We start from the raw sequence: 15068 nt of genomic DNA on the forward strand, positions 1-15068 counted from the left end.
TAGAGTTGAACCTTTGGGTTGGGGAAAAGCTATGACAATTCTGTCCATTAACGATCAGCCGGTCAAAACCGACTTGGCTCCCTATTCATCTGTCGCAAATGCCAATCATATCGGACCTGCTCCCTCACGGGAGGAGATGGAGATAGCGATCATCGATGACAGACCGCTGATGTGCGACTGTTTCGCCAGAAGCCTCGAACTCATCGAGCCATCATTTCGTATCCAACGCTATCCTACGGTCGAAGCGTTCGACGCTGCCAGCCCGGAGGAGACCGAACGCGTTTCGACCGTCTTGCTATGCGTCATGTGGTCGAATTCTCAGGCGGACTATCATCTGTCGCGGATTGCCCATCTCAAGGCAACCAGACCCTCTCTGGGAATCGTAATGCTCTCGGATATCGAAAGCTTTGATGATATTGTCAAAGCAGTGGAAAGCGGGACACGCGGTTACATCCCAACAAGCGTCAGCTTGCAGGTTGCTGCAAAGGCTATTCAGCTTGTCGCGGCAGGAGGGACTTTCGTACCGCCGAGTGTCCTCTTTAGTTCGGGCCAGGCGGTCAAGGACAGCCAGCCCGCCAAGCAGCCGCAGGGCGACAATGTTTTCACGTCGCGCCAGATGGCGGTGATCGAGGCGTTGCGGCGGGGCAAGGCAAACAAGGTGATCGCGTATGAGCTCAACATGTGCGAAAGCACGGTCAAGGTGCATATTCGCAATGTCATGAAAAAGCTTCGCGCGAGAAATCGTACCGAGGTAGCCTACATCCTCAACACAACGCCTTATGATGGTGTGAGCATACGGAATTGAGGCATGGCTGCCGCCTCGGTCAAAAAATGATGATTTCTTTTGCCCGCGGCAACCGTGCCGGTTGGGGTTGTCAGGCCCTCGAATTGGAGGGCCTGACAAAGCCTCGACATTTTGCAGGGTGCGAGGAAAGTTGAAACAGCCGCCAGATCGATATGCTGTTCCACAGACGGAGAGGGGGACCACTCCCGCAGCCGAAAGGAACACATCGCAAAGCCCGGACTTGAGCGATATCGAGCATTTCCACGCCGTTCGCCCTTCCACGCTGGCCGAGATGAACCGACGCTGTCATTGGTTCCATCTCGAAGACGGCGATGTCTTGATTCCGGCCGGTGAAAGGGTCGATCGAGTATTTTTTCTTCTGGAGGGCGAGCTTCGCTTCCCTGTCTATACCCGCACAGGCAAAATTGTATGGCTCCCATCGGCGCACGAGGGATCACTCGTCAATGAAGTGGCTCTAAGCGGGGACCTTCTTGCGGTGCCTTATTCGATCGAAGCCGCGGGACCGTGCACCATTGCCTCCATCGGCAATCGGGCCTTCCTGGATATAATCAAGGACGATCCCGAGGCGCTTCAGGCCATTATCCAAATGCTGGTCGAGCGCCAGCACTCGTTTGTCGAGCATATCGTTGAACTCTCGACACTCAGCGTTCGATCGCGCGTGCATAGCGAACTGCTGCGCTTGTGTGTTGAAAGTATCGACACGGACGGTTCGGCGATGATTTCTCCCATTCCCACCCATACGGATCTAGCCAATCGCATCGGCACGCATCGGGAAGCGGTGGCCCGGGAACTCAGTTATCTGCAGAGTGTCGGGATTGTGCTGCGCCGCGCAAAGGAACTCTTTGTGCCCGACGTGTCTCGCTTGACGGACCTGCTCTCCAAGTCCGACGATTAATCAGCCATGGCCTCATGATCGGCCATGGTCTCAGGCCATAGACCGGCGCAGCCCTGCATTATCCCCGCAGCCATGCGAAGCGTTTGGTGCCTAAGCCAAGCCACGTCCGAACGGCATTCTGCTGCGGTGTCGAGCGGTAGATCTTCTGATGATAGACCAGCTCATAGGGCCACAGTTCGAGGCTGCGGTTCGCGAGATGCGTGAGTATCCAGGTGATGGCGCTTGCAGCGACAATGAAGGCGCCCATCGAGACCACGACATTGGCGGTGAAGAGGTGAGCGTGCGAAAAGATGGAGCGGGTCAGAAAATACGTATAGGGGTGCACTAGATAAAGGCTATAGCTGACCGTCCCGAAGTAGCGAAGAAGCCGATTGCCGAGAAGCAGCGAAGTCAAGCTGCTTCGCGATACCGCCAGGCCGAAATAAAGCGCCGTCGCAGCGACCAGCAATGGCACTTCGGCATTCTGGAAATCGGACCAGTGATAGTCGTAGTGGCCGCGAGTGGATATGAAGACGCACGTTGCCAGCGCCGCGCTCTCGGCCAGCCGATGGCGACCGACACGCATCCAATCATATCGATCGTAGGCGAGACGGATCAGGCCGCCGGCAACGAAATACAGCGCAATCGGATATCTGGCCATAAAGAGCGCCGCGAGGAGACCTAGAACGGCCAACCCAAGCTTGTTGGGGCGACGGATGGCGAAGAACACGAAGGCACCGGTGAACACATAGAACCAGACTTCGAACGTCAGGCTCCAGGCATTCGGCGTCAGCTGCTCTGTGTGGGCGAAAAGATTCAGGAACGTCAGTCCGGCGAGAATTGCGGTGAGATTGTTGGTCTCGGGATAAAGGTTTGTCGCGGCGTTCAGCGCGACGTAGAGCACGCTGAGAACGAAGAACAGCGGGTAGACGCGCAGGAACCGTCGGGCGGCAAACTCACGGGGACTGTAGTGCAGCGCACTCGGAAGGATCACGAAGCCACTGATGGCGAAGAAAAGACACACACCGAAGGTGCCGAAATTCCAGAAAGGCCCAATGGCCGCTACATAGGCGGAGTTCGAGGCGTAGATATGCTCCGCCGTGCCGCCCAGGAGATGCGCGAAGAACACCATAAGCGAAGCGACACCACGAAGCCCGTGCGCAGCCACATTGAATGACTTGTCGGAAACTGGTTTCGCGGATGCGTCGCGCAGGACATGCGGTGCGTCCGATGGTTTCAGGGAAGGGGGATGCGCAACAGCCATTTGAGCCTTCAAATTGGACCCCGCAGACCATTCCAACCTACACCGATCCAGATTTTGCAATGCTCAGGAATTCGAAGGACACCCCTGCCCAAAAGTAGTGGGCTGGCGTGGGAAAACTCCACCCGATGATCGAGCAGCCGCGTTGCGGGATCGCGGACATTAACGGGACCCGTCTTCGCCGCAGGCGAGGGCTGAACCGCAGCCGGGGCGGGGCGTGACCTACACCGGATCGGAATTGGCGGGCTTTTCGGCAGCCAGGATGCCAAAACGGCCGCAAGTCGCCACGTCGAACCGCTCCACTCGGGAAAAGCCCCGGACCTTCGCGCTTCCCTCTTGTTCCAGAGGCCATTTCGATCATGTTCGCGGGGCCACGGCGTAGTCCGATTTAGCCGCAGGTTACCTCCTATTGCGGGCGGACAGCGGTTCGAGAGTGCCGTTATACAGCATCGGTATGTCACGCTTTCAGGCTCATCGGCTCAGCCTCGCTGCCGGCGTGATGTTGGACGGTCGAAAACCCTCTCGTCCGGCATCGCTCCATTCAGCACAGGCGGCTCCAACCTATCGAGCCGACATCGATGGTTTACGTGCCATTGCTGTCGTGTCGGTTGTGCTGTTTCACGCCGGTTTCACCAAGGTCGGCGGCGGCTATGTCGGTGTCGACATTTTCTTTGTCATCTCCGGCTACCTGATAACGCAATTGATCGCCAGGGATCTGCAGGCAGGCGAGTTCTCGGTCTGGCATTTCTACGAGCGGCGCATACGCCGCATTTTTCCCGCGTTGTTCGCCATGCTGGCGGTCTGTACGCTGGCATGCGCCTTCATCTTCTTACCCGATGACTTCAGACGTTTCGGCCGCAATTCCGTCGCCACGGCTCTCTTCTCGTCCAATATCGGGTTTTGGCTGAAGACGGGCTATTTTGATGGAGAAACGTACGACCAGCCACTCATCCACACCTGGTCACTGGCGGTGGAAGAGCAGTTCTACATCCTGTTTCCGATATTCCTTGTCTCGATCTGGCGCCTGGGAACCGGCAATATTCGCAGTCTCATTGCGAGCCTCGCTGGAATTTCGTTCATCGCAACCATCGTGGTGATGCAGTACGACGATGCTGCCGCTTTTTACCTGACCCCATTCAGGGCGTGGGAGCTTTTGTTGGGCAGCCTCATGGCGCTCGAAGCCTTCCCACGCGTCACCAAGCGCTGGCAAAGTGAGGTGGCGACCTGGGCTGGACTGCTCCTGATCGCCGCCGCCGTGCTGGGTTATTCCGAGACGACTTCATTTCCTGGTATCGCGGCGCTCCTTCCGTGCATCGGAGCTGCCCTTGTCATTCACGGAGGACGTGAAGCGAGCTGCTGGGTCACGCGGCTGATTTCGACAAGGCCGTTCGTCGGCGTGGGCCTGATAAGCTACTCCCTGTATCTTTGGCATTGGCCGCTGATTGTCCTGGGCAGTTACCTGGCAATCGACGAGCTGAGTTCGCTTCAGTCTGTTGGCCTGGTGACTGCCTCGTTCACTCTGGCGCTCCTGTCCTGGCGATACATCGAGCGACCGCTCAGGGTGCCGTCGCGCGTAAGCCGCCCCGTGTCCGTCTTGGCTGGAGGTACTTTGGCCATCGTCGCCGTGGTGCTAACCGGTGCCGTGATCTACCATGACAATGGCTGGCCGACGCGCTTCTCCAAGGACGTGAATGTGTTGTCCAGCTATGCTTTCTCCGCCAACCCTGAAGCGGATAAATGCGCAAACGTGTTGCTTCAGCTTGCGGCAAAGTCTCCCTGTACAATAGGCACCTCTGAAAATGCCCGCATCTTCCTGTGGGGGGATTCTCACGCCGGAGCGCTGTTCGGCGCGATGTCCGAGTTGGCTGCGAATGGCGCAAGTACGGTCTACGGCGCCACTCCCCGCTGCCCCCCTCTGCTTGGTGTCGGAAGCGACGGAGCGTGCATCCAGGGAAACGATCTTCGGCTCAAATACGTCCTCGGCCGCCCAGAGCTGAAGACCGTTATAATCGCTGCCAGGTGGTCTCTCTACCTGGAGGGCCGTGCCGTCGAACTTGGACCGGCAGAACGCAACGGCGACCTTCCCCAGTTGCAGGACCGCAACGGCGTTCAATTCGACCGCTTCTCAAACGAGGCGCGCGAGGCATTCGAGATATCCCTGAGAAAAACTGTGCGTCGGCTCCTCGAAGCCGGCAAGAACGTGATCATCGTCTATCCCGTCCCAGAAGTGGGTTATGACGTCCCCTCCACGGCGGCCCGACTCGTAGCGCACGGACATGATCTGTCTGGCTTCAACGTGTCGGAGCGCCTCTACCGGGAGCGGCAGCAGATTGCGTTTGGCGTTCTGGACAGGCTGGGCCAACATCGCGGCCTCGTTCGGGTGTATCCAACGCAGGCGCTTTGTCCGCAGGAACGGTGTGTTGTCATGATGGGCGGAAAACTGCTGTATTTTGACAGCCACCACCTCAGCATCCCAGGGTCCGAGGCACTTGAGCCATTGCTTGCAAGAGCTCTGCGACAAGGCGCCTGAAGTTCCGAGGCTCAAAGCGCGTAGCGTTTGACGGAAACGCAGAAAGCCGTCTTGCACTTTGCTGGATCGCTTTTAGCGGAGGTGCCGGCGGCCCTGAGCGTCGACGATGGTGTTGTCCGCGACGTTTGCACTGATGTGCGCGCCGTTGTGGATCAGGCAACCGGCACCGATCTGGACGCCCAGCAGCACCGTGGCGCCCATGCCCACGACAGACATGGCCCCGACGCTCACCCCGCCGGCGACGATGGCGCCCGGGGTCAGATGCGCATGGTCCTGCACCACGCTGTCGTGGCAGACGATACTCCCCTGGTTGACGATCACGTTGTGGCCGATCGTACAGCGCGGGCCGATGCTCGCGCCGGCCAGAATATGGCAGCCATCTCCGATCCTGGTCGCCTTGGAGACGATCGCGGATGGGTGGATCACAGGCGGCAGAATGAAACCCATGGCCGCGGCGCGTTCGAACATGGCCCGCCGCGGCTCGCTTGACTGGGCTCCGCCGATGCCGATGAAGGCGTAGCGGGTACCCTCGGCGAGCAGACGCTCCAGGCTCTCTTGCGTACCGATCACCGAAATGCCGGCGCAGACGTAGTGGCCAACGGGCAGGGCCTGGTCGGTGCAACCGAGGATCTCGTATCCGGAGCCATCGAGAGCATCGATCAAGCAGGCGGCGTGGCCGCCGCCGCCGATGATGACCGCCCGTCGCGTGGACGCGGAAGGAACGGCAGACTGCGCCCCGTGCGAACCTGCAACTATCGCCTCGGATCGGCAGCTGGCCGCCGCGCGCACCTCGGCTTCGCCGATGCGGCCGTTGGAGGGCCTGACATCCGCCAGATCGATCCCGAGCTCGGACGCGGCCTTGCGGGCCTTGGCCGTTATCGCGACCTCTTTGACAGCGCTATCGACTGGGCTGGCCGCTGCGGATGCGCTCGCATTTTCGTCGACGATCTCGCACAGCATTGAGCCAACGGCGACGAAGTCGCCGATCTTGACGTCGAGCCGGCCGATTACCCCTGCCTCGGGGGCATTGACCTCAACGGCAGCCTTCGTGGTCTCAAGGACAAAGAGGAGAGCCCCTTGCTCTACGCCTTCACCCTGCACGACCTTGATCTCGATCAACTGAAGATTGTCCTCGTTGGCGTTAACCCGCGGGGCCTCGACAAGCACAGTCATGAAAGCTTAGCCTTTCTTGAACAGATCGATGCAGGCCGCCTGGATGGCGTTCACACCTGGCAGCAGATCGTCCTCCCATTCGCGGCTTGAGGGAATAGGGTGGTTTGGCCCGGCCAATGCGCTGAAGTGCTTGACCCGACCGATCAAGGCGCGCGCGCACTCGGACGCGAAGCCCCAGCCAGGAGAGCCTTCCTCCACGACGAGAACGCGGCCGCACTGGCCGACCTGGCTCAGGACCTCCTCGCCGGGAAAAGGCGACAGCTGTTCAACGGCCACCACGGTGGTTGCGATTTCCTCCTCTTCGGCGAGCTTGTTTGCCGCAGCAACCGCGTGCTCGACGCAACCTCCATAGGTCAGGATCACGATGTCCGAATCCGCCGGACGTGGAAGGGCGGCCGCGCCGAGTACGGGCCTCGAATACATGACCTTGTTTTCGATTATCAGGTGAGGGGACCGAGAAGCGAGGGCCCGGTGCAGGAGCGCCCCTGGATCCGCATACTCATGCGTTGCAAACACGGTAAGGCCCGGCACGCCGCAAAAATGCTTTTCCAGGCTTTGCGAGTGCGTCGGTCCATAGCCGCGCCGTCCACCCATGGGCGCGCGGATGATGATCGGCACCTCGACCTGATCGTTGTACATCCAGCGAAACTTGGCTGCGTGGTTGATGATCTGGTCGGCGGCAAGGGCGATGAAATCTCCGAACATGAGTTCGACGATCACAGGCCTGCCCTTGAGGGCCATGCCCGCCGCCATGCCGACGATGCCACCTTCGCTGATCGGCGTCGTCCAGACACGATCCTGATACGCCGTGGACAGGCCCTTGGTCACTTTGAAGGCGCCGCCATAGGGGTCGAGGACGTCCTCGCCCATCACTACCAGCCGTAGATCGGCTTGCATGAGATCGTGGAGCGCGCGATTGATCGATTCGACGACGCGCATGGGTCAGCCTCGCGCCAGGGTTGCGGCAGCCGCGGATTCGACGGCGCGATCCACGGCAGATCGACAAAAGGCGTCGATCTCCTCGAACTGCGCGACGCGCTGGCGCATCGGGGGGATCGGATCCCGGGCTCGAGCCTGTTCAAGCCGCAAGGGCGACCGGGTATCATCTCCCTTGCTGTGGGGACCGATCCGTTCGGTCCGCAGATAGAGCCAGCACGGGCGGCCCTCGGCGCGAATATAGGCTACAGCCTCCTGGGCAAGCTCACATATCTCGACGGGGTCGTTGCCGTCATAGGCGAACGTGCGGATGCCGAAAGGTTCGGCCCTGGCGATGATCGAACCGGAAACGGTGAGATGTTTTGGGGTGGTTTGGGCGATGTCGTTATCCTCGACCACAAAAAGCACGGGGGCACCGAAAACCGAAGCGAGGTTCAGGCTCTCGTAAACCGCCCCTTCACCCATCGTTCCATCGCCCAGGAAAACCACTGCCACGGCGCCCTCGTCCTTTCGTGCCAGCGCGCAGCCGACCGCCACGGGCGCTATGCCGCCTTGGATTCCATTGGAGTGGAAGTTGCGGAAACACAGGTGCTGACTGCCGCCGCGCCCCCCGCAAATGCCGGTTACACGCCCCATGATCTCGGCAATCAGGCCCTCGACTTCACCCGAGTAGGCAATGAAATGACCGTGGCAGCGGTGGTTGCTCCAGACAATGTCGCGATCCCGGTCAAGAGCGTTCACCACCCCCACCGCATTGGCTTCCTGTCCGATGGATGTGTGCGTGGTGCCGAACAGCAGCCCTTGGGAAAACAGCTCCAGCAAGCGCTCCTCGACAAGCCGGATGAGGATCATCTGCTGATAAAGCCGGGCTACGGTCGGCAATTCGAACCCAAGTAGCGTCCTTTTTTCCTGAGGAAGGGTAAGGTTCTGCAATGCTGAAGACGGCACCAATTTCAGCTCTCCAAAGGAAGACGCCGGAATGGCTCCATCTTTCCTGATGGCGTGCTCGTTCATCAGGCCGCCTCGAGCTGGCGCGAAGCCGCAACAAGGATGGACCGCGTCGTCGACGCTGCCGCCGCCGTTTCCTCGATCGTCCAGGACGGGTCGACCAGGAACGCGATGCTCGTTTCACCAAGCTGCCGCGCGACGGGCAGTCGCTCGGACGGCGCCACGCCGGCATCGGCGAATGCATGCTCGAGATAAATCTCGGAGCAGCTGCCCGAGAAGCATGGAACGCCTGCCGCGTTGACGGCCGCGATCAGCTCGTCCCGCGACCATCCCGAAGACAACATCTCCGGCTTGATATAGAAATAGCATCGATACCAGGCATGCCTGTGTGCCGGATCGAGCCGGGGCGTGTACAGCATCGGCAAATCGGCAAGCGTGTTTATCCAGATGGCAGCATTGCGCTCGCGTTGGTGAATCCAGTCGGGCAGGCGTTCGAGCTGCCGCAAGCCAAGCACGGCCTGGATGGACGTCATGCGCCAGTTGGTGCCGATGCTGTCATGCAACCAGCGGAATCCGGTCGGCCGATGAGGGGCAAAGACCACATTATAGTTCTTGCCGTGGTCCTTGAGGCTCCAGGCGGCAAGCCACAATTTCCTGTCGTCCATCGCGACAAGCCCGCCTTCGCCGCCCGTCGTGATGATCTTGTCCTGGCAGAACGAAAATGCCGCTATGTCACCGAAGGAGCCGATCGGCCGTCCGTTGTATTCGGCTCCATGCGCCTGGGCGCAATCTTCGATCACCTTGATGCCGCTGCGCTTTGCAAGTTCCATGATCGGCGCCATGTCGCACGGCCATCCGGCGATATGCACGACAATGACGGCCTTTGTCCGCGCCGTTATCTTCGGCGCGATCGTTTCGGCGGAAAGATTGCCCGAGGTCGGGTCGACATCGGCGAAGACAGGTGTCGCACCGGCAAACATGACGCAAGCGGCCGACGCGACGAAACTGCGGGGCGTTACGATCACCTCGTCGCCGGCGCCGATGTGGAGGATCTTCATTGCAAGATCCAGCGCGAGGGAGCCATTGGCCAGCGCCACGGCATGACGTCGGCCGAGGCTGCGCGCGTAAGCGCGTTCGAAGCTCTTCACATGGTCGCCGGTCCAGGCGTTCACCCGGCCAGACCGCAGAACGTCCACGACATCGGCTATCTGTTCTTCGTCGTAAATCGGCCAGCGTTTCATCTCGGAACACTCCAGCTAGAATTCAGATGACATTTCTAAGAAGGACAAAGGCCTCGGCCGCCCTCAAATGGACGGCGGTGCCCCTAACGATCGCCAGCGCCCGTAATGTTTCGATCGAACGCTCGTGCGGGAAATTCTTGATCTGCGAAGCAAACATCGACGCAGCTTCGAGTTTGCGGTCGAGTGTCGCCTGGATGTCTATGAAGACATTCGGCACGAAGCTCGGCGTGACATAGGGTGCATTCCAGTTCGTTTCAGACACCGTCTCGTAGGCCATGATCGTCCGCGGGTAGTGCGATTGGGTGGGACGGGCGGCAACCAGCGACGACAGGAAGATCAGCTGGTGGTCCATATGAACATCGCCGACGAAGGGTATAAGCAAGGTGTCCGGCTTGACCGCCTGCAGCAGAGCTTGCAATGCCGCATTGACGGTCGAGTGCGGTGTCTGGCCGAGCTGCGCGGCGGGCAGATCAAGCCAATGCGTGTGTCGCACGCCCAGGCCGGCATGAGCCGCCTTCGCCTCACCGCGGACCTGCTGCGTCATCTCCTCGGTGAAGGCAGGCGGACAGCCTCGCGTAACAACCGCGACATGGACTTCCCCGCCTTCCGCGGCGACCCGGGCTATCGTGCCGCCACACCCCAGAACCTCATCGTCGGGATGCGGCGCGATCACCAGGAGCCGACCAAGGGCCGAGCTCATGACAGAACCGTCCCGGCGGGCATCGCCTTCAAAGCGTGATCGACATGGCGGCGGTCAATGCGTTCGCCCAACAGGGCCACCAGGACGGTCAGGATCAGTATCTGCAGATCGAGCCAGAGATTGCGGTTGCGCACATACCAGAGATCAAGCGCCAGCTTTTCACCGTTGGTGAGACGAGTATTGCCGTTCACCTGTGCCCAGCCAGACAGGCCCGGACGGATCGTGCAGCGAATACGTCCCAGGTCGCCGAAGTCGGCGATGGTGGCTGGAAGCAACGGGCGCGGCCCTATGAACGCCATGTCGCCCTTGGCTATGGAGACAAGTTGAGGCAGCTCATCGATACGGATGGCGCGCATCAGCCGGGTGGCGGGCGTCTCGCGCAAGGCGTCGGGCAGCAGCACTCCATCCGCATCGCGCCCTTCATGCATCGTACGAAACTTGCAGATGACAAAGGGGCGGCCTGCCAAGCCGCTGCGGGTCTGGCGAAAGAACAGTGGACGACCGACACTCGCCCAGACAATTGCGGCAGCCACCATCCATAGCGGCAGGCTGAGGATCAAAAGCACCACCGCGGCGAGACGGCTGGGCATCGCCCGGCCTATCGGCACGCGAGCGGTCAGTTCGGGAGACCGGGCCATCGGATTGCTGAGACCGATCATTGTGACGGCCCCACCTGGACGGGAGGCGGTGCCGCGACAGGAGCGTCAAGACGGCTGGCCAGGTCCAGGGCATTGTCCAGACGGTTTATCGACACCAGGATCGTGTCTCCGGCTACAATCGGATCGTCGAGGGTCGCCACCTTGGTGGCTATCTGGCCGTTCTGCTTGCGGCGGATTTGGTAAGTGAACGCGATGGTGTTGTTGGTGCGTGTCTGTTCCGCCGCCAGTGTGCTCAGCAGCAGGATCTGCTCCTCGGTCGACTCGCGAACCGAGACCAGGCGCTCGATTTCAGAATTGTGGGCCTGAAGCTCCGTCAGCGCTGTGTGCGTCCAGGTCTGGGTGGCGTCGTCCAGGTCACGCTGCAACTGGCTCAATTCCCGGCGAACCGTCGACGCCTGATTGTAGATTTCAAGCAGATGCGACTGCTGCGTGGTCGCCTCGCGCTCGGCGTTCGAGAGATCGGTAAGGGTGACGATGCCTTTCTTGTTGAGGGCCCTGACACGCTCGAGATCGGCTTGCGACGAAGCGATCACAGTCTTCTGTATGTCCGATAGCTGTTCAATATTGGCGAGGGCGATGTTCACTTCGTCGATCCCCGCCAACAGCTGCTTGCGACGTGTGGTCAGTGCGTGTTGATCCGTTTCAAGGATCCGCTGTTCCGTCGGAAGCAACGTTGCGAGCAGATTGGCATTCATGAGGCCTCTGATCTTGGGAGGCAGATCCTGCTCCGAGATCTTGTCGTTGTTTGCCAACTGAGCCTTGATGCGCGCGGCGGCGACGGCTTCCTTGGCAATCTGCACCACGCTTTCATCAAGGGTTCCGCGCAGCCGGGCGCGCGTTACCACGCGATCCTCGGCAGTGGCTCCGCCCGTCGACTGACCACCGGCAAGCGCCACCGCCTGCTCCACCGTCAGTGCTGGCTGGTACGGAAACGAGCCCGGCGCCTTGACATCCCCAAGGACAAAGATCGGACGGAAGCTGACCACCGCCAGTGCTATATGCGGGTCATTGAAGAACTCACGGTCGATGAACGCCTTGCGGATATGCTTCAAAGCGTCAGGCACCGTCAGGCCGCCAACTTCAAAGCTGCCGATCAGCGGAATGTTGACCGCGCCATCGCTGGCCACCGTCAGCTGTTCGGCAGGAAGCGCGTCGTCAATGAAGTCGAACGAAACCACATCGCCGACCGAAAGCTTATAGCCGTCGTCAGCCGCGGCCGTGGCAGCGATCGGGCAAGCCAGGATCGCCACAACAGCGGGGACCGTGATCCGGGCATGTTTCAACGCTTTCGCGAGGATACTGGTCCACGAGCCTATCGATCGCCCGCTCCGTGCCGGATTGCAAAAAGACGCCATGGAAGCCCACCACAGAAATTTCCTGTGAAGACCCTAGCGACACCTGTGCGCGGACAATGAGTCATACATTTGGTGGAGCAGTGACAACCTTCGGTCTCGTGCCCACCCAATTTGGCTAACTGGATGTCGATCGTAACCAACGTATGGTGCGGCTGGATACTGTCGGCCGATTGAACGCTTCCTTGTGGCGGAGCGCCGCAGACAGCTGGGAAGCTTGCGTGCACACAAGTGTTCTTCACACGATCACCAGTCTCGACGTTGGCGGCGCCCAGGTCATGCTTGCCCGTTTTCTTGGCCGGATCGACCAAAACCACTTCTCATCTTCGGTTTTATCGCTGCTTTCCCCTGGGCCATTGGCCGCACAGGTGAAGCATACAAATTCCGGGCTCGTGTCGATCAGCATGACGGAGCGGCCGCGGCCGCGCGATGTCTTTCGGCTGACCCGGTCGATAAGCAGGGCAGCGCCCGATCTTCTTCACGGATGGATGTATCACGGCAACGTCGCGGCAACGCTCGGCTCGGTGCTGGGGCTCAACTTCTCGCCGGTTATCTGGAGTATCCATCACACGGTTCGCGACCTCGCCGACGAGAAACCGTTGACACGTCGGCTGATCCGGCTCTCGGCCCGGCTGTCGAGCCGCGCCAGCGCAATCTCATATTGCTCGCGCGTGGCCGCCGACGATCACGAGCGTCTGGGTTTTGACCCGCGCCGCAGGGTAGTCATACCGAACGGAACGGATTGCGATCAGTTTTCTCCCGCCGCCGACGCCGGTGCGAAATTGCGCCATCTGTTCGGCTTGCCGCCCGGACGGCTGATCATCGGCCATGTGGCACGGTTTCATCCCATGAAAGACCAGATCAGCCTGGTTCGGGCCATCAGCCGTGTGCTGGCGCAGGGATACGACGTTCAGGGCGTGTTTATCGGGGAGGGGCATGCCGACGGGCCGGTGCGGCGCGCCGCCCGCGATCTCGGCATAGACGACCGTATTACAACGCCGGGCATCCGCAGTGACGTTGCCGATCTCATGCCGGGCTTCGATGTCTACGCGCTTTGTTCAGCGTGGGGCGAGGCTTTTTCCCTTGCTGCCGGCGAGGCGATGGCAAGTGGCGTGCCGGCGGTGGTGACGGCGGTCGGCGACTCCGGCTGGCTCGTCGGCGACAGTGGAGTGGTCGTTCCGGCCCGGGACAGTGAAGCACTGGCCGCCGGCTTGATCAGGCTTGTCGGCCTTGAGCCGGCCCAGCGGCGCGCTCTGGGCCAACAGGCGCGTCGCCGCGTCATGGAGAACTTCTCACTATCGCTTTACGTCGATCGGCACCTGGAACTCTACGCAACAGCTCTGGGGCGTCGTCGCCTTATCTCGAGCTGACAGGAGTGACTGGTGGTTGTCATGCACGCGAATGGTCGAGATCATTTTCCCGCCGGCGGGGACGATGCGATGCGCCGCAAGCGGATCGTCGTCATCGCAAGCCTGACGCGTTCGCTCGTCAATTTTCGCCTCGAATTGTTGAAAGCCATGGTCGCCGCCGGGCACGAGGTCATCGCGCTCGCCCCCGACAATGACGAGCAGGCCATCGCCAGGCTGGGTGCGATCGGCGTCAGCTTCCAACAGATTCCGATGGCCAGGACGGGTACCAATCCGCTGGCCGATCTGCGAACGCTCAAGGCGCTCTACCGGCTGATGCGTCGCCTGGCTCCCGACATCGTCCTGCCCTACACGATGAAGCCGATCATCTATGGCGGGCTGGCGGCGCGGCTTGCCGGAGTGCCTCGGCGGTTTGCCCTCTTCACGGGATTCGGCTTCATATTCAGCGGCAGCGTCACGGGCCTGCGTGCAACTGTCCTGCGCCGGTTGAGCATTGGCCTCTACCGCTCGGCCCTGATGGGCTGCGAAGCCGTTTTCGCCTACAATGAAGCCGATGCTCTCGACATCCGGCGCCACAGGATGGTTTCCGCGACCACGCCGGTGATCAAGGTTGCGGGTTCCGGGGTGGACCTGACACTGTTTGCAGCCAGCCGCCCCCCGCCCGGGCCGCCCATCTTCCTCCTGATTGCTCGCTTGCTGCGCGAGAAAGGGATTGCCGAGTTTGCCGCCGCCGCGCGCATCCTGAAGGCCAAGCACCGTACCGCGCGTTTCCAGATTCTGGGTCCGTTCGATCCCAGTCCCCTCTCCATCTCGAAAGCCGAAATGGACCAGTGGACCAGGGAAGGAGCCGTGGAGTATCTCGGCGAAACGCACGACGTCAGCCCGTACCTGACCGCATCCACGGTGTTTGTGCTGCCGTCCTACTATCGCGAGGGCATTCCCCGCAGCGCGCTGGAGGCCTTGTCGACGGGCCGGCCGATCATCACGACCAACGCGCCCGGCTGTCAGGAAACGGTTATCGACGGCGAGAACGGGTTTCGGGTCGAGCCACGCGACGTGAATGCGCTTGCCGCGGCGCAGCGGGCTTTTCTCGAAGATGAGGAACTCGCCGCCAAAATGGGCGCCAACTCAAGAAAGCTCGCGGAAGAACGCTTCGATGTGCACAAGGTGAACCATACCTTGCTCGAGGCGATGGGGCTGTAACAGGGCGCCCGTGATCGTC

The 15068-nt window shown here is 60.8% G+C and carries 13 protein-coding genes; 5 read left to right on the top strand and 8 right to left on the bottom strand.

Annotated features, from left to right (window positions below; genetic code table 11):
• Positions 1-31 precede the first annotated feature (31 nt).
• Both LB568_RS16835 and LB568_RS16840 read left to right on the top strand, forming a co-directional pair.
• The gene (locus LB568_RS16835; protein ID WP_013893290.1) at positions 32-805 is read left to right on the top strand and encodes a LuxR C-terminal-related transcriptional regulator; all 774 of its coding nucleotides are present in this window, start codon (positions 32-34) and stop codon (positions 803-805) included.
• A gap of 220 nt (positions 806-1025) precedes the next feature.
• Complete coding sequence (locus LB568_RS16840) at positions 1026-1700, top strand: Crp/Fnr family transcriptional regulator (protein ID WP_041164064.1); 675 nt, start codon at positions 1026-1028, stop codon at positions 1698-1700.
• 58 nt (positions 1701-1758) lie between these two features.
• On the opposite strand, the gene LB568_RS16845 is transcribed toward LB568_RS16840, so the two are convergent.
• Complete coding sequence (locus tag LB568_RS16845; protein WP_224730676.1) at positions 1759-2943, bottom strand: acyltransferase family protein; 1185 nt, start codon at positions 2941-2943, stop codon at positions 1759-1761.
• Positions 2944-3394: 451 nt separating this feature from the next.
• Between LB568_RS16845 and LB568_RS16850 the strand changes: the two genes are divergently transcribed.
• Entirely contained in the window at positions 3395-5470 is a 2076-nt protein-coding gene (locus LB568_RS16850) for an acyltransferase family protein (protein WP_224730677.1), read from the top strand.
• A 72-nt stretch (positions 5471-5542) separates the two neighbouring features.
• On the opposite strand, the gene LB568_RS16855 is transcribed toward LB568_RS16850, so the two are convergent.
• Genes LB568_RS16855 through LB568_RS16885 form a run of 7 tightly spaced genes read right to left on the bottom strand, consistent with a single transcriptional unit; the run spans position 5543 to position 12482 of the window.
• The gene (locus tag LB568_RS16855) at positions 5543-6643 is read right to left on the bottom strand and encodes a NeuD/PglB/VioB family sugar acetyltransferase (protein WP_224730678.1); all 1101 of its coding nucleotides are present in this window, start codon (positions 6641-6643) and stop codon (positions 5543-5545) included.
• A 6-nt stretch (positions 6644-6649) separates the two neighbouring features.
• A complete protein-coding gene (locus tag LB568_RS16860) occupies positions 6650-7582 on the bottom strand; it encodes an alpha-ketoacid dehydrogenase subunit beta (RefSeq protein ID WP_224730679.1) in 933 nt (310 codons plus the stop codon).
• 3 nt (positions 7583-7585) lie between these two features.
• A complete protein-coding gene (locus tag LB568_RS16865; RefSeq protein ID WP_224730680.1) occupies positions 7586-8593 on the bottom strand; it encodes a thiamine pyrophosphate-dependent dehydrogenase E1 component subunit alpha in 1008 nt (335 codons plus the stop codon).
• Positions 8593-9768: a DegT/DnrJ/EryC1/StrS family aminotransferase gene (locus LB568_RS16870; protein WP_140570700.1), complete on the bottom strand. Its 1176-nt coding sequence runs from the start codon at positions 9766-9768 to the stop codon at positions 8593-8595. Before LB568_RS16870 ends, LB568_RS16865 begins: the two co-directional genes overlap by 1 nt.
• 22 nt (positions 9769-9790) lie before the next feature.
• Entirely contained in the window at positions 9791-10468 is a 678-nt protein-coding gene (locus tag LB568_RS16875; protein ID WP_140570698.1) for a PIG-L deacetylase family protein, read from the bottom strand.
• A complete protein-coding gene (locus tag LB568_RS16880) occupies positions 10465-11127 on the bottom strand; it encodes a sugar transferase (RefSeq protein ID WP_140570696.1) in 663 nt (220 codons plus the stop codon). Before LB568_RS16880 ends, LB568_RS16875 begins: the two co-directional genes overlap by 4 nt.
• Complete coding sequence (locus tag LB568_RS16885; RefSeq protein ID WP_224730681.1) at positions 11124-12482, bottom strand: polysaccharide biosynthesis/export family protein; 1359 nt, start codon at positions 12480-12482, stop codon at positions 11124-11126. The genes LB568_RS16880 and LB568_RS16885 overlap by 4 nt, the downstream gene beginning before the upstream one ends.
• 218 nt (positions 12483-12700) lie before the next feature.
• Between LB568_RS16885 and LB568_RS16890 the strand changes: the two genes are divergently transcribed.
• Positions 12701-13849 carry a glycosyltransferase gene (locus LB568_RS16890; RefSeq protein ID WP_224730682.1) on the top strand — a complete coding sequence of 383 codons (1149 nt, stop codon included), beginning with the start codon at positions 12701-12703 and terminating at the stop codon, positions 13847-13849.
• 138 nt (positions 13850-13987) lie between these two features.
• Positions 13988-15049 carry a glycosyltransferase family 4 protein gene (locus LB568_RS16895; RefSeq protein ID WP_412033913.1) on the top strand — a complete coding sequence of 354 codons (1062 nt, stop codon included), beginning with the start codon at positions 13988-13990 and terminating at the stop codon, positions 15047-15049.
• The last annotated feature ends 19 nt before the right edge of the window (positions 15050-15068 follow it).

Source organism: Mesorhizobium sp. B263B2A (assembly GCF_020165775.1).
Lineage (GTDB): Bacteria > Pseudomonadota > Alphaproteobacteria > Rhizobiales > Rhizobiaceae > Mesorhizobium > Mesorhizobium opportunistum.